Source organism: Microbacterium resistens, assembly GCF_031456305.1.
GTDB lineage: Bacteria > Actinomycetota > Actinomycetes > Actinomycetales > Microbacteriaceae > Microbacterium > Microbacterium resistens_A.
In genome coordinates this window covers 48,695-69,715 of record NZ_JAVDUM010000010.1, presented here as the reverse complement: position 1 = coordinate 69,715, position 21,021 = coordinate 48,695, and the positions used below count along the sequence as shown (strand labels likewise).

General features: G+C 70.7%; 17 protein-coding genes. 6 read left to right on the top strand and 11 right to left on the bottom strand.

The features are described from left to right. Positions 1 to 6: 6 nt before the first annotated feature. Positions 7 to 705, bottom strand: a complete 699-nt coding sequence (locus tag J2Y69_RS11910; protein ID WP_310020963.1) for a lysophospholipid acyltransferase family protein — start codon at positions 703 to 705, stop codon at positions 7 to 9. A 168-nt stretch (positions 706 to 873) separates the two neighbouring features. Between J2Y69_RS11910 and J2Y69_RS11905 the strand changes: the two genes are divergently transcribed. Beyond that, complete coding sequence (locus J2Y69_RS11905; RefSeq protein ID WP_310020961.1) at positions 874 to 2,700, top strand: AMP-dependent synthetase/ligase; 1,827 nt, start codon at positions 874 to 876, stop codon at positions 2,698 to 2,700. Between the two features lie 95 nt (positions 2,701 to 2,795). On the opposite strand, the gene def is transcribed toward J2Y69_RS11905, so the two are convergent. From def to J2Y69_RS11890, 3 genes are read right to left on the bottom strand one after another with little or no spacing between them, the layout of a single operon-like run. After that, on the bottom strand, positions 2,796 to 3,287 hold the full coding sequence (gene def, locus J2Y69_RS11900) for a peptide deformylase (RefSeq protein WP_310020958.1): 492 nt from the start codon (positions 3,285 to 3,287) through the stop codon (positions 2,796 to 2,798). Then, complete coding sequence (locus J2Y69_RS11895; protein ID WP_310020956.1) at positions 3,284 to 5,371, bottom strand: MinD/ParA family ATP-binding protein; 2,088 nt, start codon at positions 5,369 to 5,371, stop codon at positions 3,284 to 3,286. The genes def and J2Y69_RS11895 overlap by 4 nt, the downstream gene beginning before the upstream one ends. A 48-nt stretch (positions 5,372 to 5,419) precedes the next feature. Further along, positions 5,420 to 8,827 (bottom strand): pyruvate carboxylase, encoded by a 3,408-nt coding sequence (locus tag J2Y69_RS11890; RefSeq protein ID WP_310020953.1) that lies wholly within the window; start codon positions 8,825 to 8,827, stop codon positions 5,420 to 5,422. A 90-nt stretch (positions 8,828 to 8,917) separates the two neighbouring features. On the opposite strand from J2Y69_RS11890, the gene J2Y69_RS11885 reads away from it, so the two are divergent. Further along, a complete protein-coding gene (locus J2Y69_RS11885) occupies positions 8,918 to 9,730 on the top strand; it encodes a ParA family protein (RefSeq protein WP_310020950.1) in 813 nt (270 codons plus the stop codon). A 326-nt stretch (positions 9,731 to 10,056) separates the two neighbouring features. Here the strand turns inward: J2Y69_RS11885 and J2Y69_RS11880 are convergent, their stop codons facing one another. The 3 genes from J2Y69_RS11880 to J2Y69_RS11870 form a co-directional block, all read right to left on the bottom strand. After that, a complete protein-coding gene (locus J2Y69_RS11880; RefSeq protein WP_310020946.1) occupies positions 10,057 to 10,602 on the bottom strand; it encodes a MerR family transcriptional regulator in 546 nt (181 codons plus the stop codon). Positions 10,603 to 10,702: 100 nt separating this feature from the next. After that, positions 10,703 to 11,386: a transcriptional regulator FtsR gene (ftsR, locus tag J2Y69_RS11875; RefSeq protein ID WP_310020943.1), complete on the bottom strand. Its 684-nt coding sequence runs from the start codon at positions 11,384 to 11,386 to the stop codon at positions 10,703 to 10,705. After that, positions 11,386 to 11,868, bottom strand: coding sequence for an FHA domain-containing protein (locus J2Y69_RS11870; protein WP_396653093.1), 483 nt, complete (start codon positions 11,866 to 11,868; stop codon positions 11,386 to 11,388). The genes ftsR and J2Y69_RS11870 overlap by 1 nt, the downstream gene beginning before the upstream one ends. 80 nt (positions 11,869 to 11,948) lie before the next feature. Between J2Y69_RS11870 and lpdA the strand changes: the two genes are divergently transcribed. Further along, on the top strand, positions 11,949 to 13,346 hold the full coding sequence (gene lpdA, locus J2Y69_RS11865) for a dihydrolipoyl dehydrogenase (protein WP_310020940.1): 1,398 nt from the start codon (positions 11,949 to 11,951) through the stop codon (positions 13,344 to 13,346). Positions 13,347 to 13,471: 125 nt separating this feature from the next. Here lpdA and J2Y69_RS11860 read toward each other — a convergent pair whose 3' ends face one another. The 4 genes from J2Y69_RS11860 to J2Y69_RS11845 all read right to left on the bottom strand — a co-directional run bounded on the left by J2Y69_RS11860 (position 13,472) and on the right by J2Y69_RS11845 (position 15,173). Then, positions 13,472 to 14,086: a CYTH domain-containing protein gene (locus J2Y69_RS11860; RefSeq protein WP_310020937.1), complete on the bottom strand. Its 615-nt coding sequence runs from the start codon at positions 14,084 to 14,086 to the stop codon at positions 13,472 to 13,474. Then, on the bottom strand, positions 14,079 to 14,294 hold the full coding sequence (locus tag J2Y69_RS11855) for a response regulator (protein ID WP_310020933.1): 216 nt from the start codon (positions 14,292 to 14,294) through the stop codon (positions 14,079 to 14,081). Before J2Y69_RS11855 ends, J2Y69_RS11860 begins: the two co-directional genes overlap by 8 nt. Before the next feature lie 24 nt (positions 14,295 to 14,318). Beyond that, on the bottom strand, positions 14,319 to 14,798 hold the full coding sequence (locus tag J2Y69_RS11850; RefSeq protein ID WP_310020930.1) for an A24 family peptidase: 480 nt from the start codon (positions 14,796 to 14,798) through the stop codon (positions 14,319 to 14,321). A gap of 84 nt (positions 14,799 to 14,882) precedes the next feature. Beyond that, positions 14,883 to 15,173, bottom strand: a complete 291-nt coding sequence (locus J2Y69_RS11845) for a DUF1905 domain-containing protein (protein ID WP_310020927.1) — start codon at positions 15,171 to 15,173, stop codon at positions 14,883 to 14,885. A gap of 136 nt (positions 15,174 to 15,309) precedes the next feature. Here J2Y69_RS11845 and J2Y69_RS11840 point away from each other — a divergent pair, with 136 nt between their 5' ends. The 3 genes from J2Y69_RS11840 to J2Y69_RS11830 are packed head-to-tail and all read left to right on the top strand — an operon-like array spanning position 15,310 to position 21,019. After that, a complete protein-coding gene (locus J2Y69_RS11840) occupies positions 15,310 to 16,080 on the top strand; it encodes a hypothetical protein (RefSeq protein WP_310020925.1) in 771 nt (256 codons plus the stop codon). Beyond that, entirely contained in the window at positions 16,077 to 17,618 is a 1,542-nt protein-coding gene (locus J2Y69_RS11835) for a DNA polymerase Y family protein (protein WP_310020922.1), read from the top strand. The genes J2Y69_RS11840 and J2Y69_RS11835 overlap by 4 nt, the downstream gene beginning before the upstream one ends. After that, the gene (locus J2Y69_RS11830; protein ID WP_310020918.1) at positions 17,618 to 21,019 is read left to right on the top strand and encodes an error-prone DNA polymerase; all 3,402 of its coding nucleotides are present in this window, start codon (positions 17,618 to 17,620) and stop codon (positions 21,017 to 21,019) included. The genes J2Y69_RS11835 and J2Y69_RS11830 overlap by 1 nt, the downstream gene beginning before the upstream one ends. The last annotated feature ends 2 nt before the right edge of the window (positions 21,020 to 21,021 follow it).

The window sequence follows — 21,021 nt, the reverse complement described above, 5'->3', positions numbered from 1 at the left end:
GACGCCTCAGGCGGACGGGGGGACGCTGCTCTTGAGCCGGTCCTTGACCGTGGAGGCGTACACGTCCTCGTACGTCTGCTCGCCGAGGCGCTGAAGGGCCACCATGATCTCGTCGGTGACGGAGCGGAGGATGTAGCGGTCGTTCTCCATGCCGGCGTAGCGCGAGAAGTCCAGGGGCTCGCCGATCACGATGCCCACGCGCATGACCCGCGGGATCCGGGATCCGATCGGCATCGCGACGTCGGTGTCGACCATGACGACCGGGATCACCGGGACCCTGGCCTCCAGCGCCATCCGGGCGATGCCCGTCCGTCCGCGGTAGAGCTTCCCGTCGGGACTGCGCGTGCCCTCGGGGTAGATCCCGAGGAGGTCGCCGCCGCCGAGCACCTGGAGCCCCGTGTTCAACGACGCCTCCGACGCTTTGCCCCCGGAGCGGTCGATCGGGAGCTGCCCCGTGCCCTTCATGAACATCCGGGTGGCCCAGCCCTTGAGCCCGCGGCCGGTGAAGTAGTCGCTCTTGGCGAGGAAGGACATCGGCCGGTCCAGCATGAGCGGCAGGAAGATCGAGTCGGCGAAGGACAGGTGGTTGCTCGCAAGGATGGCGCCGCCCGTCCGCGGAACGTTGGCGCGCCCCACGATCCACGGGCGGAACACGGCCTTGACCCATGGCCCGATCACCACGTTCTTCAGGATCCAGTAGATCATCAGGTGCAGTTTAGCCCCGGACCGTCTTCTCGCCGATCCCGCGCGCGCGAGTGCGACGCGGTCCCACCCGTTCTGCGACTCGATCCCACCCGGTCCGAGTCGGCTCCGAGCCCCGATTGCCCTAGACTCCTGGGAAGACAGCACCCGTCCGGTACCGAAGGAGTTGCCGTGGTCCAGTTCGAAGTCCCCGCGATCGTTCCCGCCGATCCCCAGGCGAACATCACCGACCTCCTGGTCCAGCGCGTGAGGAAGACGCCCAATCTGGCGCTCTTCTCCGTGCCCTCCGGGGAGGGCTGGCGCGACATCAGCGCGAGCGATTTCGAGAAGGCCGTCATCGCGCTGGCGAAGGGATTCGTCGCCGCCGGCATCCAGCCGGGCGAGAAGGTGGGCTTCCTCGCCCGCACGACCTACGAATGGTCCCTCGTGGACTTCGCGCTCTTCTACGCCGGCGCCGTGATGGTGCCCATCTACGAGACCAGCTCGCCCTCGCAGATCCAGTGGATCCTGGAGGACTCCGGTGCGATCGCGGCCTTCGTCGAGACGCCGGAGCACTTCGCCCGCCTGGACGAGGTCCGCGGCGACCTGCCGCTCGTCCGCGAGGTCTGGCAGATGCACCTCGGGGCGATCGACGCCCTCACCGCGCAGGGCACCGGCGTCGATGACGAGGAGATCGAGCGGCGGCGCACCCTCGCGAACGCCGCCGACATCGCGACCCTGATCTACACGTCCGGCTCGACCGGGCGTCCCAAGGGATGCGTGCTCACGCACAGCAACTTCGTTGAGCTCTCGCGGAACTCCGCCAAGGCCCTCGACGACGTCGTGTCCATCCCCGGCGCCTCCACCGTGCTGTTCATCACCACGGCGCACGTGTTCGCCCGGTTCATCTCGATCCTCAACGTGCACGCCGGCGTCCGCACCGGCCACCAGCCCGACACCAAGCAGCTGCTCCCGGCGCTCGGCTCGTTCAAGCCGACCTTCCTCCTCGCCGTCCCCCGGGTGTTCGAGAAGGTCTACAACTCGGCCGAGCAGAAGGCGGAGGCCGGCGGCCGGGGCAAGATCTTCCGCGCCGCCGCGGCGGCCGCGATCGAGCACTCCCGGCTGCTGGAGCAGGGCGAGAAGGTGCCGCTGGGCCTGAAGATCAAGTTCGCGCTGTACGACCGGCTCGTCTACAGCAAGCTCCGCGCCGCGATGGGCGGCAACATCGTCTACGCGATCTCGGGCTCCGCGCCGCTCGGCGCACGCCTCGGCCACTTCTTCCACAGCCTCGGCGTGGTCATCCTCGAGGGCTACGGCCTCACCGAGACCACGGCGCCGGCCACGGTGAACCTGGCCGACAAGTCCAAGATCGGCACGGTGGGCCCCGCGCTCCCCGGCGTCGGGGTCCGGCTCGCGGACGACGGCGAGATCGAGGTCCGCGGGATCAACGTCTTCAAGGAGTACTGGAACAACCCCGAGGCGACCGCCGACGCGTTCGACGACGGCTGGTTCCGGACCGGGGACATCGGATCCTTCGACGCCGAGGGCTTCCTCAGCATCACGGGGCGCAAGAAGGAGATCATCGTCACCGCCGGCGGGAAGAACGTCTCCCCCGCCGCGCTGGAGGACCCGATCCGCGCCAACCCCATCGTCGGTCAGGTCGTCGTGGTCGGCGACCAGAAGCCGTTCATCTCGGCTCTGGTGACGCTGGACCCCGAGATGCTGCCGGCCTGGCTCGCCAACAACGGCCTCTCCGCCGATATGCCCCTGGCGGAGGCGGCGACCAACGCCGCGGTCCGTGCCGAGGTGCAGCGGGCGATCGACACCGCCAACGCCCGGGTGTCCCGCGCCGAGTCGATCCGCAAGTTCACGATCCTGCCCAGCGAGTGGACCGAGGCCAGCGGGCACCTGACGCCGAAGCTGTCGATCAAGCGCAACGTGATCCTCAAGGACTTCGCGAACGACATCGCCTCGATCTACGACGAGCCCACCGCGACGACGACGGTGCCGCTCGGCTGACGTCATCCCTGAAACCGATCAGCCCAGGTCTCCATCGGACCTGGGCTGATCGGTTTCAGCGGTCGACGCATTCAGGGGTTGACGCGTTCAGCGGTTCAGAACCAGGAGCTCTCGCGGATCTCGCGCATCGCGACCCGCCGGGTCTCCGGGTCCAGACGCGAGATGTACACCCGACCGTCGAGGTGGTCGGTCTCGTGCTGGAGGCACTGCGCGAACAGGCCGTCCCCCTCGAGGACGACGGGCGCGCCGTCGAGGTCGATACCCTCCACCCGCGCCCAGGGGTGCCGCAGCGCATCGTGCCAGAGCTCGGGAACGGACAGGCAGCCCTCCCCCGTCGGCACCGGATCGCCACGGACCTCGGTCAGCACCGGATTGAGCACGTACCCGATGCGGCCGTCGACGTTGTAGCTGAACGCGCGCAGCGCGATGCCGATCTGCGGCGCCGCGACCCCCGCCCGACCCGGCAGACGCACCGAGTCCAGAAGGTCGGTGACGAGGGCGCGCACGCCGTCGTCGATCGTCTCGATCGGCGCGCAGACCGTCCGCAGGACCGGATCCCCGAACAGGCGGATCTCCCGTGCGGTCATCGTGCGCCGCCGTCCCGCAGCCCTTCGACCACCACGGCGGCGAGCTCACGGGCCGCCGTGCGGGTCTCGGCGCGCAGGCCCGCGAAGGAGACGGCGCTCCCCGCCGCGATCTGCGGGTCGTACGGCATCCGCACGACCCGGCGGACGCGGGTGGCGAAGTGCGCTTCGAGCTCGTCCAGGCGGACCATGGGCGCTCCGGGAGCGGACTGGTTGAGCACGACGACGGCGTCCCGCACCCGCTCCTCGTAGCCGTTGGCCTCGAGCCAGGTCAGCGTCTCCGAGGCGAGCCGCGCCTCGTCCACGCTGAGGCCTGCGACGACCACGAGCGTGTCGGCGCGGTCGAGCGTCGCACCCATGACCGCGTGCACGACACCGGTGCCGGTGTCGGTGAGCACCAGCGAGTAGTAGCGCGATGCCACGTCGGCCACCTGCTCGTAGTCGACGTCGCTGAACGCCTCCGAGACATGGGGGTCCGTGTCGGAGGCGAGCACGTCCAGGCGCGTCTCATCGCGTGAGACGATCGCCGAGATGTCGTGGTAGCCGCCGATGTCGTCATGGGCGCGCACGAGGTCGCGCACGGTCTTGGAGCTCGTCCGGGCGATGCGGTCGGCGAGGGTGCCCCGATCGGGGTTCGCGTCCACGGCGATCACCCGGTCGTCCCTGGCATCGGCCAGCGCCATGCCGAGGAGCGTCGTGATGGTCGTCTTGCCGACGCCGCCCTTCCGCGAGAGCACGGGGATGAAACGAGCGGTTCCGGACAGCGGTGCCGCGATCCGCGCCGTGAGCGCCTTCCGCTCCCTGGCTCGTCTGCCGTCCCCGATGTTGATACGGCGACCGGACACCGCATACAGGAGCTGACCCCACGTGCCTTCCGGCTCGGGCTTGGAGACCCGATGCGGGTCGAGCAGGCGATCGGCCGTGAGCAGGTCGGCGCCCTCCCCTCCCTGACCGTCCCTGTCGTCCAGCCGTCGCGGGGCCGGCGGAGCGGCGTCCGCCGGAGCGGGGACGGGAGCAGGAACCGGAACAGGAACGGGGGCCGATGGGGTCAGGGGCGGTTCCGTCGTCACCGCCGGGACGACCGCGACGGCGGGGGCCGGCACGTCGGGCTCGGGCTCGGGCTCGGGCTCGGGCTCGGGCTCGGGCTCGGGCTCGGGCTCGGGCGACCGTGTCACGGGCGTCGGGTCCGCGGATTCGTCCGGGTCAACGGTGTCCGCGGCGTCGGCGTCTGGGGCGTCGGCGTCGGGGGCGTCCGCGTCGGGGGCGTCCGCGTCGGGCTCGGGATCGGCCACGGGGGCGCTCTCGTCCTCCGGTGCGGTCTCCGACTCGGAGGCGAGGGCGTCAGGCACGGTCTCGCCGAAAACGGAGCCGAACGGTTCCGTGCTCGGCGGCGTCGCGGCGGTCCAGAGCGTGTCGTCCTCGACGTCCTGCTCCTCGACGTGCACGTCTTCGGGGAGGACCGTCGTCTCGACGGCCTCGGGCTCGGGCTCGGGCTCAGGCTCAGGCTCAGGCTCAGGCTCAGGCTCAGGCTCAGGCTCAGGCTCAGGCTCGACCGTTTCAGCCTCGATGACCTCGGGCTCGACCGTCTCTGTATCCGTCCCCGCGGCCTCGGGCTCTACGGCCTCGAACTCGACCACAGCGGGCTCGGCTGCAACGGGCTCGGGCTCAAGCTCGGGCTCGACCACATCAGGCTCTACGACCGGCTCAGGCTCAGACTCGGGCGCTCCGACGGCGGCTCTCGGTGCCGGCACCTGTTCGGCGATCGGAGCCGCCGGGGCCTCGGCGTCGGCCGGGATCTCGATGACGATGTCGGCGATGTCCGATCCCTGATGGATCCGGCCGACGGCATCGGGCTCGCGGACGAGCGCCGCCGGGTCCTCGTCCATGACGAGGGCATAGGGGTCGTCGTCGACCACGTCGTCGTCGGAGAGGTCCTCCTCCTCGGCTCCGGGGAGGAGGACGCTCACCTGGGCCGTCGGGAGGCCGAGGACCCCGATCGCCGTCGTGTCGACGGCGCCGGTGTCGTCGAGGACGCCGAGCGCGTCATCGTCGTCCTCCGGACGGTTGGTCCGGCGATCTGGCGTCATGGTGCATACCCCCGAGTGCGTCTTGTGCGAGCTTTCGCCCGCACAAGGCTAGTGCGCGGGTCGGATAACGACCAAAAGGTCGCCCGCCTCCACCTGCTGAGTAGGACTGATCGCGAGCCTCTCCACGACTCCGTCGACCGGTGCGGTGATCGCGGCCTCCATCTTCATCGCCTCGATCGACGCGACCGGCTCGCCGGCGCGAACCGCGGCTCCGACCTCCGCCTTCAGCGTGACGACACCGGAGAACGGCGCGGCCACCTGACCGGGCTTGGAGGTGTCCGCCTTCTCCGCCTCGCGGGCGTCCACGACGATGGAGCGATCGCGGACGAAGACCGGCCTCAGCTGCCCGTTGAGCGTGGTCATCACCGTGCGGACGCCCTTCTCATCGGCTTCGCCGATCGCCTCGAGCCCGACGTACAGCCGCACGCCGCGATCGATCTCGACCAGGTGCTCCTGTCCGGCGACGAGCCCGTACAGGTAATCCGCGGTGTCGAGCACGGACAGGTCGCCGAACAGCTCGCGCATCTGGGTGTACTCCCGCGTAGGCGCCGGGAAGAGCAGGCGGTTGAGCGCGTCGCGCCGCTCGGCGCTGTCCCCCTCGAGAGCCGCCTGGTCCTCCTCCGAGACGGCGGCGACGCCGAGCGGCACGGTCCGGCCGGCCAGCACCTTGGAGCGGAACGGCTCGGGCCATCCGCCCGGCAGGTCGCCGAGCTCACCGGCCATGAACCCGACGACCGAGTCGGGGATGTCGTACTTCTCCGGGTTGGCCTCGAAGTCGGCGGGGTCGGCGCGCACGGCCGCGAGGTGGAGCGCGAGGTCGCCCACCACCTTCGACGACGGCGTCACCTTCGGGACCCGGCCCAGGATCGCGTCCGCGGCGGCGTACATGTCCTCGATCAGCTCGAAGTCCTCCGCGAGGCCGAGTGCCTTGGCCTGCTGGCGGAGGTTGGAGAGCTGCCCGCCGGGGATCTCGTGGTGGTAGACACGGCCCGTGGGCCCGGGGAGGCCCGACTCGAACGGTCCGTACTGGTGTCGCACAGCCTCCCAGTAGGGCTCGAGGTCCGAGACGGCGTCCAGGGACAGCCCGGTGTCCCGCTCGGTGTGCGCGAGCGCCGCGACGAGCGCCGAGAGGGACGGCTGGCTCGTGGTGCCCGACAGCGGGGCGGAGGCGGCGTCCACGGCGTCGACGCCCGCGGCGCTGGCCGCCAGGAGCGTGGCGAGCTGGCCGCCGGGGGTATCGTGCGTGTGCAGGTGCACGGGGAGGTCGAAGTTCTCCCTCAGAGCCGTCACCAGACGCGCCGCAGCGGCGGGACGGGCAAGGCCTGCCATGTCCTTGATCGCTAGGATGTGCGCACCGGACTCGACGATCTGCTCCGCGAGGCGCAGGTAGTAGTCCAGCGTGTACAGATCCTCTTTCGGGTCCAGGAGGTCGCCGGTGTAGCAGAGGGCGACCTCGGCGACGGCGCTGCCGGTCTCCCTGACCGCGTCGATCGCCGGGCGCATCTGCGAGACGTCGTTGAGGGCATCGAAGATGCGGAACACGTCGATGCCGCTGGTCGCGGCCTCGCGCACGAACGCCTCGGTCACGGCCGTCGGGTACGGCGTGTAGCCGACGGTGTTCCGCCCGCGCAGGAGCATCTGGATGGCGACGTTCGGCAGCGTCGTCCGCAGCTTGTCCAGCCGCTCCCACGGGTCCTCGCCGAGGAATCGGAGCGCGACGTCGTAGGTCGCGCCTCCCCAGGCCTCCACGGACAGCAGCTCGGGCGTGAGCCGCGAGAGGTAGGGCGCCGCGGCGACCAGGTCCCTGGTGCGCACCCGGGTCGCCAGCAGCGACTGGTGGGCGTCCCGGAAGGTCGTGTCCGTGACGGCGAGGCTGCGACGGGCGCGAAGCTCTCGCGCGAAGCCCTCGGGGCCCAGCTCCTGCAGGAGCTGCCGCGAGCCCGGCGCCGGCTCCGTCGTGAGGTCCAGCGCCGGGAGCTTGGTCCGCGGGTCCACGTGTCCCGGGTGCGCTCCGTTGGGCTTGTTGACGGTCACGTCGACCAGCCAGTTGAGGATCTTCGTGCCGCGATCCTTCGAGACGCGACCGCGCAGCAGTTCGGGCCGCTCATCGATGAACGAGGTGCTGATGTCGCCCGCGATGAACGCCGGGTCCTCCAGGAGCGCCTGCAGGAACGGGATGTTGGTGGAGACGCCGCGGATGCGGAACTCCGCCAGCGCACGGCGGGCCCTCGCCACCGCGGCGGGGAAGTCGCGGCCTCGGCAGGTGAGCTTGGAGAGCATCGAGTCGAAGTGCGGGCTGATCTGCGCGCCCTGATGGACGGTCCCGCCGTCGAGACGGACACCGGCGCCGCCGGGCGAGCGGTACGTGGTGATCTTGCCCGTGTCAGGACGGAACCCCTGGGTCGGGTCCTCGGTGGTGATGCGGCACTGCAGGGCGGCGCCCCGCTGCTGGATGCGGTCCTGCTGCAGGCCGAGCTCGGCGAGGCTCTGGCCCGCGGCGATCCGGATCTGCGTCTGCACGAGGTCGACGTCGGTGATCTCCTCGGTGACCGTGTGCTCGACCTGGATGCGGGGGTTCATCTCGATGAAGACGACCTCGCCCGCCCGCTCCCCCGCGGTCTCGAGGAGGAACTCGACGGTGCCTGCGTTCTCGTAGCCGATCGAACGGGCGAAGGCGATGCCGTGCGCGTGCAGCGCGGTCCTCGTCCCCTCGTCGAGGTTCGGGGCCGGGGCGATCTCAACCACCTTCTGGTGCCGGCGCTGGACCGAGCAGTCCCGCTCGAACAGGTGGACGGTCTCGCCGGTCTTGTCGGCGAGGATCTGCACCTCGATGTGCCGGGGGCGCATCACGGCCTGCTCCAGGAACATCCGCGGATCGCCGAAGGCGCTCTCCGCCTCGCGCATGGCCTCGGCCAGCGCGGGGGCCAGCTCCGCCTTGGACTCGACGCGCCGCATGCCGCGTCCGCCGCCGCCGGCGACGGCCTTCGCGAACAGCGGGAAGCCGATCCCGTCGGCCTGCGCGACCAGGGCGTCCACATCGTCGGACGCCTCTGTGGAGCGCAGCACGGGGACGCCGGCCTTGATCGCGTGCCGCTTGGCCTCGACCTTGTTGCCCGCCATCTCCAGGACCCTGGCCGGAGGGCCGATGAACACGATCCCGGCCTCCGCGGCCTTCGCCGCGAGCTCCGGGTTCTCCGAGAGGAAGCCGTAGCCGGGGTAGATCGCGTCGGCGCCGCTCTCCACTGCGACGCGGACGATCTCGTCCACGTCCAGGTAGGCGCGGACGGGATGCCCCCGTTCGCCGATCTCGTAGGCCTCATCGGCTTTCAGCCGATGGACCGAGCCGCGGTCCTCATGCGGGAACACCGCGACGGTGCGCGCTCCCACCTCGAACGCGGCACGGAAGGCACGGATCGCGATCTCGCCGCGATTGGCCACAAGGATCTTCTGGAACATACGCACCTCGAAGAGCTCAATGCACGCGTTTGGACGTGCATGGGCGGGGCTGAGTGTTTCCCCAGCCTAGGGGACGGTAACGTGGTCTTCGTGCACGTACTCAGCGTCAGCTCTCTCAAGGGAGGCGTCGGCAAAACGACGGTAACCCTCGGACTCGCCTCTGCGGCGTTCGCCCGCGGCATCCGCACGCTCGTCGTCGACCTCGATCCACAGTCCGATGTGTCCACCGGCATGGACATCCAGATCGCCGGGCGGCTCAACATCGCCGACGTCCTGGCCAATCCGAAGGAGAAGGTCGTCCGACAGGCGATCACCTCCAGCGGGTGGGCGAAGGTCCACCCCGGCACGATCGACGTGCTCATCGGCAGCCCGTCCGCGATCAACTTCGACGGTCCGCACCCGAGCGTGCGCGACGTCTGGAAGCTCGAGGAGGCCCTCGCCGCCGTCGAGGCCGACTACGACCTCGTCCTGATCGACTGCGCGCCCTCTCTGAACGCGCTCACCCGCACGGCGTGGGCCGCGAGCGACCGCGTGATGGTCGTCACCGAGCCCGGACTGTTCTCGGTCGCCGCCGCGGACCGTGCGCTCCGCGCGATCGAGGAGATCCGCCGCGGTCTCTCCCCCCGACTCCAGCCGCTCGGCATCGTGGTGAACCGCGTCCGTCCGCAGTCGATCGAGCACCAGTTCCGCATCAAGGAGCTGCGCGACATGTTCGGCCCGCTCGTGCTCTCCCCCCAGCTGCCGGAGCGCACCTCGCTGCAGCAGGCTCAGGGGGCGGCCAAGCCGCTGCACATCTGGCCCGGCGATTCGGCCCAGGAGCTCGCCGCCGACTTCGACACGCTGCTGGACCGCATCATCCGCACCGGGCGCATCCCGGTTCCGGACGCCACCGCGCGCCCCTGATCACCGCGTTCCCGGCCCGGCCGCGAACGCCCGCTCGCAGGGTTCCTCACGGAACCCTGCTTTCGCGTCCCCTCGCGCTGCCGTTCCCGCGCTGCTGTTCCCGCGCTGCTGTTCTCTGCCGGCGCTGCTGTTCCGGCGCTGCTGTTTCCTGCCCGCGCTGCTCTTTCCTGCTCGCGCTGCGCCGATCTGAGCAGCGTGAGCGGACAACAGCAGCGTTGCAGGATTCGACAGCGCGGGCGCGGAGCTGAGCCGAGGGCCGAGGACAGCACAACGGGCGCGGGCGCGCGGGAAGAAGGGCCCGCGGCGGCGGGGCGTCGGAGAAGGGGTCAGGCCGTGCGACGGGTGCGGCGGGCCGCGAGTTCGTCGACCGGATCCGGGACCGCCGGGTCGAACTCCACGAGCGTCGTCTCGACCTCGCGCAGGACCTTGCCCACGGCGATGCCGAACACGCCCTGACCACGGCTGACGAGGTCGATCACCTCGTCGTTCGAGGTGCACAGGTAGACCGAGGCGCCATCGCTCATGAGCGTGGTGCCGGAGAGGTTGCGGATCCCGGCCGCGCGCAGCTGCTCGACCGCGGTGCGGATCTGCTGCAGGGAGATGCCGGTGTCCAGGAGGCTCTTGACGAGCTTGAGGACGAGGATGTCGCGGAAGCCGTAGAGGCGCTGCGATCCGGAGCCGCTGGCCCCACGGACCGTGGGGACGACCAGCTCGGTGCGTGCCCAGTAGTCCAGCTGCCGATAGGTGATGCCGGCGGCGCGGGCGGCGACCGCGCCGCGGTAGCCCACCTCGTCGTCCATCGCGGGCAGGCCGTCGGTGAAGAGGAGGTCATCCCCGAATGACGGATCGTCACGACGCTCGTCCGTGCTCATGCCATCCCCTCCTCTGAAGTCGATATCTCCACGCTAGAGCAGTGCCCATCCTCCGGCAACGACATCCGCCGCACCCCGAAGGTGTGTCGCAACCTGTTCGTTACGACAGGATTCGCGCGAGCGCGTCCTTGACCAGGATCGTCCTGATCTCGTCGAGCCGCCCGGCCAGCTCCGGCGCGATCTCCCCCGCCCTGCCGCGGGAGGTCGCATCGGTGCGCCGCAGCAACGTGGACAGCGCGGACTGCACGAGGGCGACATCGCGTTCGGCGCTCTGCCGCAGGAGCCGGAGGTGTCGCGGCTCGATGCCGTGACGGTCGAGGGCGACCAGCGCCCTCAGCAGCGCGACGGTGGAGTCCGGGAAGCCGTCGGCCGCCGCGATCATGCCGCTGCTGATGGCCTCGTTGAGCAGCTGTGCGGAGGCGCCGGTCGTCGCGAGGAGCTCGTCGCGACGAAGGCGACGAGGGCTCGCGACGATCGAGATCGGCAGCTCCGATGCGACGCCGCCGTTCTCCTCGAGCTCATCGAGGTGGTCGCGGATGACCTTGAGCGGCAGGTACTGATCCCGCTGCAGCGTGAGGGCGATCCGGAGACGGTCCAGGTCCGCAGCGGAGAACTTGCGATAGCCGGACTCCGTGCGCACCGGCGCGACGATGCCCTTCTCCTCCAGGAACCGCAGCTTGCTGGCCGAGACCTGGGGGAACTCCGGGGTCAGCCGGGCGAGCACCTGTCCGATGCTCAGCAGCCCCGCCGGCGCCGAGCGTTCACGGGCGGACGCCGCCGCCATCAGGCGTTCGCCGCCGCGGCATCCGTCGGCGAGGCGAAGAAGTTCAGCCGGAACTTGCCGATCCGCAGCTCGTAGCCGTTGCCGAGCGGACTGCGGTCGACCCGCTCGCCGTTCACATAGGTCCCGTTGAGCGAGCGCTGATCCACGATCTCGAACACCGTTCCGGTGCGGATGATCTCCGCATGCCGGCGTGAGACGGTGACGTCGTCGAAGAAGATGTCCGCCTCCGGGTGGCGCCCGGCCGTCGTCACATCGGTGTCCAGCAGGTAGCGCGCGCCGGCGAGTGCACCCGAGCGCACCAGCAGGAGCGCGGAGCCGCTGGGCAGTGCTGCGATGGCACTCCTCTCGACGTCCGTCAGCTCCACACCGAACGGCACGAAGGACAGGTCTGACTCATGCCCGAACGTCTGCGTGGTGTCGTGCTGTGCATCGGTGCCGCGACGGATGACGGATGCATCCTCGTGGTGATCGTTCTCTGACACGATGGCCCTCCTTCTCCCTCCAGACTATCCGATGCCGGAGGCCCGACGGGAGGCGATCCGCGCGCGCTAGGCTGGGAACCATGCCACATTACGATGTCGTCATCCTTGGCGCGGGCCCTGGCGGCTACGTCGCCGCTGTCCGCAGCGCTCAGCTGGGTCTGTCCACCGCGATCATCGAGGAGAAGTACTGGGGCGGTGTCTGCCTCAACGTCGGCTGCATCCCCTCGAAAGCCCTCCTGAAGAACGCCGAGATCGCGCACACCCTGACCCACAAGGCCGACTTCTTCGGCATCTCGGGCGACTTCACGCTCGACTTCGGCAAGGCGTGGGACCGCAGCCGCGAGGTCGCCGACGGCCGGGTCAAGGGCATCCACTTCCTCATGAAGAAGAACAAGGTCACCGAGTACTCGGGCCGCGGCACCTTCACCGGGCCCAAGGCGATCTCCGTCGCCAAGAGCGACGGGACGACCGAAGAGGTCACCTTCGACAACGTGATCATCGCGACGGGCTCCACCGTGCGTCTGCTCCCCGGGGTCCAGCTCAGCGACAACATCGTCACGTTCGAGGAGCAGATCCTCTCGCGCGAGCTGCCCGAGTCGATCGTCATCGTCGGGGCGGGTGCCATCGGCATGGAGTTCGCCTACGTGCTGACGAACTACGGCGTGAAGGTCACCATCATCGAGTTCCTCGACCGCGCGCTCCCCAACGAGGACGCCGACGTGTCGAAGGAGATCGCCAAGCAGTACAAGAGCCTCGGGGTCGACATCCTCACCTCCACCAAGGTCGAGACGATCGTGGACAACGGCTCCTCCGTGAGCGTGACCTACACCGGCAAGGACGGCCAGCAGGCCGTCATCGAGGCCGGCAAGGTACTCATGTCGGTCGGCTTCGCGCCGAACGTGAGCGGCTTCGGTCTGGAGAACACCGGCGTGACGCTGACCGAGCGCGGGGCCATCGACATCGACGACCACATGCGCACGAACGTCGAGGGCATCTACGCCATCGGCGACGTCACCGCCAAGCTGCAGCTGGCCCACGTGGCCGAGGCGCAGGGCGTCGTCGCGGCCGAGACGATCGGCAAGGCGGAGACCATGACGCTCGGCGACTACCGGATGATGCCGCGCGCGACCTTCTGCTCGCCGCAGGTCGCCTCGTTCGGCCTCACCGAGCAGCAGGCGAAGGACGAGGGCCGTGACATCAAGGTCGCGACCTTCCCGTTCATGGCCAACGGCAAGGCCCACGGCCTTGGCGAGCCGGTCGGCTTCGTCAAGCTGATCGCGGACGCCGAGCACCTCGAGCTCATCGGCGCGCACATGATCGGGCCCGACGTGGCCGAGCTCCTCCCCGAGCTCACGCTGGCGCAGAAGTGGGACCTCACCGCCCACGAGCTCGCCCGCAACGTGCACACCCATCCGACGCTGTCGGAGGCGCTGCAGGAGGGCTTCCACGGCCTGGCCGACCACATGATCAACTTCTGAGTCGACAGACGACGAGGCCCCGGTGCGATCCGTTCGCACCGGGGCCTCGTCGTCCTGGCATCCGGCTCTGACGCGCCAGCTCCGTTCTGAGATCCGGTGCGCGGCTCAGAGGCCCCGTGTTCGGGTCAGAGACCCAGTGCGCGGCCGAGCTTCGAGGCGGACGACGCAGGACGCCCTCCGGCCGCGTGCACCGCGCGATCGACCGCGGAGAAGAACACGACACGGCCCATCAGGTCGGTCGGCGCCGCGGCGCCCAGCTCCATCTCCCACTCACGCCATTCCCGCCGCGTGCCGCGGAGGAGGTCGGTGGCGTGCACCCGGTCGTCGACGAACTCCGCCACGACGCCGTCGGGACCGCTCAGGTAGTACGCGGTCCTGGCGTTCTCGACCCGGGCGATCGGGACCACGGGGTCGGCGGTCCAGCGGGACACCTCTTCGGCGAGCCCCGGCGGGAGCACCTCCTCGTCGCCGAGGGGCCACCCCCATTCGACGCGTCCGTCGCCTCGGCGCGGGCCCTTCAGGTGCCACCCCGCATCATGGCCGCCGGTACGACGACGAAGCGCCATGCCCGCCCTCGCGAGGGCGAAGTCCCCCGTGTCGAAGTAGCGGGCGTCCAGCGCGCGCTCCTCGCCGGAGGAGACCGTGAGCACGCCGGGGATCCCATCCCAGAGCGGAAGAGGCGTGTCGGGATCGGCGTCGTACTTGCGCTCGACCTCGACGGTCCGGCTGGGCTCAGTCATCGCTGGGCGAGATGTCGTCCTCCGACTCGGAGAACCGGAAGGCGATCTCTGTGGGACCGTCGTCGGAACCGGTGTGCGTGGGCTCGCCGTCGCGCCGGTAGATGACCTGGGTCTCGCTGTAGGGGACGATGAGCGAGTCCTGCCCGGTGTCGTCGAGCGGGAGGATCTGCCCGTCGAGCGGGCCGCCGTGAAGCCGTGCGAGTGCCATGACCTCACCATAGTCCTCCCCCGCTCATCCGGCCGGGACCCCGATCACCGCGCCCATGATCATCCACGGCCCGAACGCGATCTGCGTGCGCGCATCGGCCCGCCGCGCGGCGATGAGCGCACCGGCGGCAGCCGCGCCGAGCACGAAGGCCGCGGCGCCCCCGACGATCAGGGCACGCCAGCCGTGCCAGCCCAGGAGGAGGCCGATCGCGACGGCGAGCTTGACGTCCCCTCCGCCGACGCCGCCCTCACTGAGCCGACGCAGCAGTGCGTAGAAGCCCCCGAGGAGGAGCGCTCCCGCGCTCGAACGGCCGAGGTCCACGGCATCGCCCGACCAGACGGCGTCGATGAGGACGACCGCGAGCAGAGCGCCGATCATGGGCAGCACGATCCGATCGGGAAGCCGGTGCTCGGCGATGTCGATCACGACCAGGACGGCTCCTGCCACGAGGAGACCACCGTGCACGAGCACCGCGGCGAGGGTGCGCACATCCATCGGGTCCATCCGCACATGCTAGGGATCCACGGGCGACGCCGGAGACGCCTGTGGACAACCTGTCGGCGGGACGGGAAAGGGCTCCGCGGTCACTCAGAGGTCGACGATCTCGAGCTCGATCGTGATCACATCGCCCTCGGCGATCCCCTCCGCATCCCGCACCGCGCGCTTCAGCGGCAGCGAGTACGTTCCCCGGGAGAAGAAGATCGAGGTGCTCCAACGGGTGGCGCCCACCCGGACCCGCACCCGCAGCGCGCCGAACCCGCGCGGCGGTGCCGGCAGCTCCCTGATGTCGGCGGACAGCTCTTCGGGGATGACCGCGAAGTACCAGGAGTCGGTACGGGCATCCCATCGCTGCACCTCGGCGTCGAACTCGATCTGCACGTGATCAGGCTAGCGACGGGGGCCGACATGCACAGGTCCGCCGGGCTCTCACGGCATCCGCCGCACCGTGTCCGATGTACGAGCTACGCTCTGTGGATACCTTGCAGAATTCGAAACAATGTTCGAGGATGGATCCATGGGGAACGCACTCCACACCGCCGATCCCGGCGAAGCCGTACGCGCAGGGGACATCCTGCGCCTGCGGCAGGAGATCACCCGCATGCAGCGGCGACGCAGCGACCTTCCGCTGATCCCCCTCCACCCCGCGCTCGCCCCTCTGCTGCCCGAGGGCGGTCTCCAGGTCGGGGCCGTCTACGGACTCTCCGCCTCGCCCGGCCTCGTCGCCGCCCTCCTCGCCTCCGCCTCCCGTCGCGGCTCCTGGTGCGCGGCCGTCGGGATGCCCACTCTGGGCGTCGAGGCGCTCGCCGGGCACGGCGTGGACCTCTCCCGCCTGATCCTGGTCCCCGAGCCGGGCAGCCGTTGGCTGGCCGCGACCTCTGCCCTCTCCGAGGTCGTGCCGCTCATCGCCGTCCGCCCCTCCTCCCGGGTTCGCGATGCCGAGGTCTCCCGGCTGACCGCGCGGCTCCGCGATCGCGGATGCACCCTGCTCGTGGCCTCCGCAGACCCCTGGCCGCAGAGCGAGGGCCGTATCCGCGCCCATGACCCGCAATGGAACGGGCTGGGCACCGGGTGGGGGCTCCTAGAGGCCTGCGAGGTCACCGTGACCGCACAGACACGCCGGTCACCCGTGCCCCGCAGCGTCCGCGTCCGCCTCCCCGACAACCGCGGCATGGTCGAGGCCGCCGGGGCCACCACCACCGGGATCGCCACCGCCGAGGCCCGCACCGTTGAAGCCCGTACCGTCGAGCCTGCGGCGTTCCCCCGGCTCCGGGCGGTGGGCGGATGACCGATCCCACCCGCGTCCTCGTGCTGTGGTTCCCGGACTGGCCCCTCCGCGCAGCGCTCGGGCACTCTCCTCATCCGCCCGCGGCGATCGTCCATGCGAACCTCGTGCAGGCCTGCACCCCCTCCGCCCGCGAGCACGGCGTACGGATCGGGCAGCGACGCCGAGAGGCCCAGGGACTGCTCCCCTCGCTCCGGCTCCTCCCCGCCGATCCGGACCGGGACGAGCGGGCGTTCCACCCGGTCCTGCGGGTCATCGACGCCGAGGCGCCCGGTGTCCAGATGCTCCGTCCCGGGCTCGCCGTGCTCCGCGCCCGCGGCCTCTCCCGCTACCACGGCGGGGAGGACGCGGCGGCGCGGGCGCTCCTCGTCCGGCTCGCCTCCGCCGGCCATCCCGGCATGCGCATCGGCATCGCGGACGGCCCGTTCACCGCGGAGCTCGCCGCCCGAGGCGCCGCGCACGGGGGCGCGGACCCCGACGGCGGACACCTCATCGTCCCGCCCGGAGCCGCTGCCGCCTTCCTCGCCCCGTTGCCGGTGCACGTCCTGCACGACACCGAGATCGCGAGCCTCCTCGTCCGGCTCGGCGTCCGCACCCTCGGCGATCTCGCCGCCCTCCCGGCCCTCGACGTGCGCGACCGGTTCGGCGAACGGGGCGCCCGACTGCATGCGCTGTCCCGAGGCGCCGACTCCCGACCCGTGCTCTCCCGCCCACCGGATCCCGAGCTCGCGGCAGAGATCGCGTTCGAGACCCCTCTGGCCCAATCCGATCAGATCGCCTTCGCGGTCCGGCAGACGGCCGACGCCGTGTCCCTCGCGCTCGCCACCGCCTCGCTGGTGTGCACCGAGGTGCGCATCGACCTCACCGATGACGACGACGAGGTCTTCTCCCGCACCTGGCTGCACCCGACCTGTTTCGAGGCCGCCGACCTCGTGGACCGCGTGAGGTGGCAGCTGGAGTCCCTCGCCGGCTCCGGGGAGGACGAACGCCCCTTCCGGGGGATCGCCAGGGTACGGCTCGCCCCCGTCGCGGTGGACGACGCCGCCCATCACCAACCCGGCCTGTTCGGCTCGGCCGGGGAGGGACGACTCCACCACGCGGTGTCGCGCGTGCAGTCGCTCCTGGGCCACGACGGCGTCCTCGTCGGAACGGTCTCGGGCGGGCGCCGGCTCGCCGACCGGCAGCAGCTCACGCCCTGGGGCGAGCGCGTGGTGGCGGCCAGGGATCCCGCTCTCCCCTGGCCGGGCAGCCTCCCCGATCCGTTGCCCGCGGAGGTCTTCGCGCCTCCTCGGGCAATCGCCGTGCTCACCTCCGACGGCCACGCGGTCGAGGTCGACGGGCGCGGACGCCTCTCCGGCCCTCCCTCGCTCGTGGAGGGCAGCCCCGTCACATCCTGGGCCGGGCCATGGCCGATGCGGGACCGCCGCGGCGAGCGGGACGAGATCAGCGGCGAGCGCCTTCAGCTCGTCGACGAGCAGCAGCGGGCCTGGCTCGTGCTGCACCTGGACGGCCGGTGGTGGGCCGAAGGGAGGTATCACTGATGGGCTGGAGCAATCCGCCGATGTCATGGACCGAGATGGAGCGGACCCTCAGCGGCAGACCGCTCCCGAAGGGCGCGCTCGCCGACGAGGCCCCGTCTCGTGCGCACAAGAGGCCGCCGCTCGACCTCGGCCGCATCTCCCGTCCGGAGGACGCCGTGCCGTACGCCGAACTGCACGCGCACTCGTCGTTCTCCTTCCTCGACGGCTCCTCCTCCCCCGCCGAGCTCATCGCGGAGGCCGAGCGTCTGGGGCTCACGGCCCTCGCGATCACCGACCATGACGGCTTCTACGGCGCGGCGCGGTTCGCCGAGGCGGCCGAGCAGACGAGCGTGCAGACGGTCTTCGGCGCTGAGCTGTCGCTCGGTCTCCCCTCCCGGCAGAACGGCGAGCCGGATCCGGCCGGGGAGCATCTCCTCGTCCTCGCTCGCGGGGAGGAGGGCTACCACCGGCTGTCGGCGGCGATCACACACGCGCAGCTGCGCGGCGGGGAGAAGGGCCGACCGCTCTACGAGCCGGAGGATCTCGCCGCGAGGGCGGGAGGGCACTGGACGATCCTCACCGGATGCCGCAAGGGCGGTGTCCGTCGGCGGCTCGACGCGGAGGGCGCCGACGGGGCCGGGCGCGCCCTCGGCACCCTCATCGACCTGTTCGGCGCGGATCATGTGGCCGTCGAGCTCATCGATCACGGCGACCCCCTCGACTCCCGGCGGAACGATGCCCTGGCCGCTCTGGCGGCGGAACAGTGCCTGCCCGTGGTCGCGACGAACAACGTGCACTACGCCGCGCCGGAGCGGGCGGCGCTGGCCGAGGCCGTCGCCGCGGTGCGCGCCACCCGGAGCATGCGGGATCTGGAGGGATGGCTGCCCGCGCACGGCTCAGCGCATCTCCGCTCAGGGGCGGAGATGACTGCCCGCTTCGCCCGCTATCCGGACGCGATCCGCAACGGTCTGCGCATCGCCGAGGAGAGCGCCTTCCCGCTGCGCAGGGCGAAGCCGGCTCTGCCCACCATGAAGGTCCCCGCCGGGCACACGCCCATGAGCCATCTGCGCGCCCTCGTCTGGGCGGCGGTCCCGAAGAAGTACCCCGCGCTCGATGAGAAGGGGCGCACGCGGATCGAACGAGAGCTGGCCGTGATCGAGGAGAAGGACTTCCCCGGGTACTTCCTCATCGTGCACGGGATCGTCGCCGAGGCACGAGATCGTGGAATCCTGTGTCAGGGCCGGGGGTCGGCGGCGGCGAGCGCGGTCTGCTATCTGCTGGACATCACCGCCGTGGACCCGATCCAGTACGACCTCCCCTTCGAGCGGTTCCTGGCAACCACCCGCACCGAGGAGCCCGACATCGACGTGGACTTCGACTCCAGCCGCCGGGAGGAGATCATCCAGTGGGTGTACGACGAGTACGGACGGGAGTGCGCCGCCCAGGTGGCGAACGTCATCCAGTACCGTCCCAAGAACGCCGTCCGCGACATGGCCCGCGCCCTGGGCTACTCCCCCGGGCAGCAGGACGCCTGGTCCCGGCAGGTCGAGCGCTGGGGCCCTGACCTCTCCCCCTCGGACGACGACGACATCCCCGAAGAGGTCGTCCTGCGCGCGGCAGAGCTGCTGAAGGCCCCCCGCCATCTGGGCATCCACTCCGGCGGGATGGTCCTGACCCAGCGCCCCGTGGGCGAGGTCGTCCCCGTGGAGCATGCGCGGATGGAGAACAGGACCGTGATCCAGTGGGACAAGGACGACGCCGCCTGGATGGGCCTGGTGAAGTTCGATCTGCTGGGTCTGGGGATGCTGGCGGCGCTGCGACACTGCTTCGACCTCGTCGCCGCCACCGGAGAGCAGTGGGCGCTCGCCACCATCCCGAAGGAGGAGGAGGCGGTCTACGACATGATGTGCCGCGCCGACACGATCGGGGTGTTCCAGGTGGAGTCCCGGGCGCAGATGGGCCTGCTCCCGCGCTTGCGGCCGCGGGAGTTCTACGAGCTCGCCATCCAGATCGCCCTGATCCGTCCCGGTCCCATCCAGGGCGGGGCGGTGCATCCGTTCGTCCGACGCAAGCTCGGCGAGGAGGACGTCACATACGCCCATCCGCTGTTGGAGCCGGTGCTGAAACGCACGCTCGGGATCCCGGTGTTCCAGGAGCAGCTCATCCAGATGGCCACGACCCTCGGCGACTGCACCGCCGACGAGGCGGACACCCTGCGCCGCGCGATGGGGTCCAAGCGAGGGCTGGAGCGGATCGACAGCATCAAGGAGAGCCTGTACGCGGGGATGGAGCGTCACGGACTCGACCTGGCGTCCTCGGACCGCATCTACGCGCAGATCCAGGCCTTCTCGGATTTCGGGTTCGCCGAATCGCACTCGCTGTCCTTCGCGCTCCTCGTCTACGCCAGCGCCTGGCTCAAGCTCCACTATCCCGCCGCCTTCCTGGCCGGGCTCCTGCGCGCGCAGCCGATGGGCTTCTACTCCGCCGCGACCCTCACCGCCGATGCCCGGCGCCACGGGGTGGAGGTGCGTCGTCCCGATCTGCACCTGTCCGGGGCGACCGAGACGTTGGAGCCCCTCGTCCCGGCAGCGGCGGACGCCTGCCCTCCGGCTCCGACGGGGCTCGATGCCTGCCTGCATCCGAAGCAGCCGAAGCCCTCGAAGGAGTTCGACCCGACGCGTCCCGACGAGGGCGCCGCGCACCGCAGAGACGGTCGCTTCGCCGTTCGCCTCGGCCTCTCCGGGGTCACCGGCATCGGCGAGCAGACCGCGGAGCGGATCGTCGCCGAGCGCGAGCGGAACGGCCCGTACCGGGACCTCCACGATCTCGTGCGCCGGACGGACGTCACCGCGGCCCAGCTGGAGGCGCTGGCCACCGCAGGGGCGTTCGACTGCTTCGACCTGCTCCGGCGCGAGGCGATCTGGCTCGCCGGCTCCGCAGCGGAGGACCGCGCCCGCTATCTGCCCGATACGACGATCGCCGTGCAGCCGCCGCTCTTCCCCGATCAGACGAGCCACGAGATCCTCGCCGCCGACCTGTGGGCGACCGGGGTTTCGACCGACGATCATCCGCTGACGCACTTCCGTGCGGACCTCGAGGTCCGCGGGGTCCTCCCCTCCGACCGCCTCCGCACCCATGAGGCCGGCCGACGCGTGGAGGTCGCCGGTCTCGTGACCCACCGTCAGCGTCCCGCGACGGCCGGCGGGGTGACCTTCCTGAACCTCGAGGACGAGCACGGGCTCATCAACGTGGTGTGCTCGCAGGGGGTCTGGACGCGCTACCGGAGGATCGCGAGGGATTCCCCGGCGCTCATCGTCCGCGGCATCCTGGAACGTTCCGCGGAAGGGGTGGTCAACGTGCTCGCGGACGCCTTCGAGCCTCTCCGCGTCGGCGTCTCCCACCGCTCACGGGACTTCCAATGACT

Bases quoted from the DNA above. Each gene is read 5' to 3' on its own strand.
- J2Y69_RS11835 (WP_310020922.1), top strand. From the start codon at position 16,077: ATGACCGATCCCACCCGCGTCCTCGTGCTGTGGTTCCCGGACTGGCCC.
- ftsR (WP_310020943.1), bottom strand. From the start codon at position 11,386: ATGGCGGCGGCGTCCGCCCGTGAACGCTCGGCGCCGGCGGGGCTGCTG.
- J2Y69_RS11880 (WP_310020946.1), bottom strand. From the start codon at position 10,602: ATGAGCACGGACGAGCGTCGTGACGATCCGTCATTCGGGGATGACCTC.
- J2Y69_RS11860 (WP_310020937.1), bottom strand. From the start codon at position 14,086: ATGACTGAGCCCAGCCGGACCGTCGAGGTCGAGCGCAAGTACGACGCC.
- J2Y69_RS11840 (WP_310020925.1), top strand. From the start codon at position 15,310: ATGGGGAACGCACTCCACACCGCCGATCCCGGCGAAGCCGTACGCGCA.
- J2Y69_RS11895 (WP_310020956.1), bottom strand. From the start codon at position 5,371: ATGACGCCAGATCGCCGGACCAACCGTCCGGAGGACGACGATGACGCG.
- lpdA (WP_310020940.1), top strand. From the start codon at position 11,949: ATGCCACATTACGATGTCGTCATCCTTGGCGCGGGCCCTGGCGGCTAC.
- def (WP_310020958.1), bottom strand. From the start codon at position 3,287: ATGACCGCACGGGAGATCCGCCTGTTCGGGGATCCGGTCCTGCGGACG.
- J2Y69_RS11890 (WP_310020953.1), bottom strand. From the start codon at position 8,827: ATGTTCCAGAAGATCCTTGTGGCCAATCGCGGCGAGATCGCGATCCGT.
- J2Y69_RS11910 (WP_310020963.1), bottom strand. From the start codon at position 705: ATGATCTACTGGATCCTGAAGAACGTGGTGATCGGGCCATGGGTCAAG.
- J2Y69_RS11850 (WP_310020930.1), bottom strand. From the start codon at position 14,798: ATGGACCCGATGGATGTGCGCACCCTCGCCGCGGTGCTCGTGCACGGT.
- J2Y69_RS11855 (WP_310020933.1), bottom strand. From the start codon at position 14,294: ATGGCACTCGCACGGCTTCACGGCGGCCCGCTCGACGGGCAGATCCTC.
- J2Y69_RS11830 (WP_310020918.1), top strand. From the start codon at position 17,618: ATGGGCTGGAGCAATCCGCCGATGTCATGGACCGAGATGGAGCGGACC.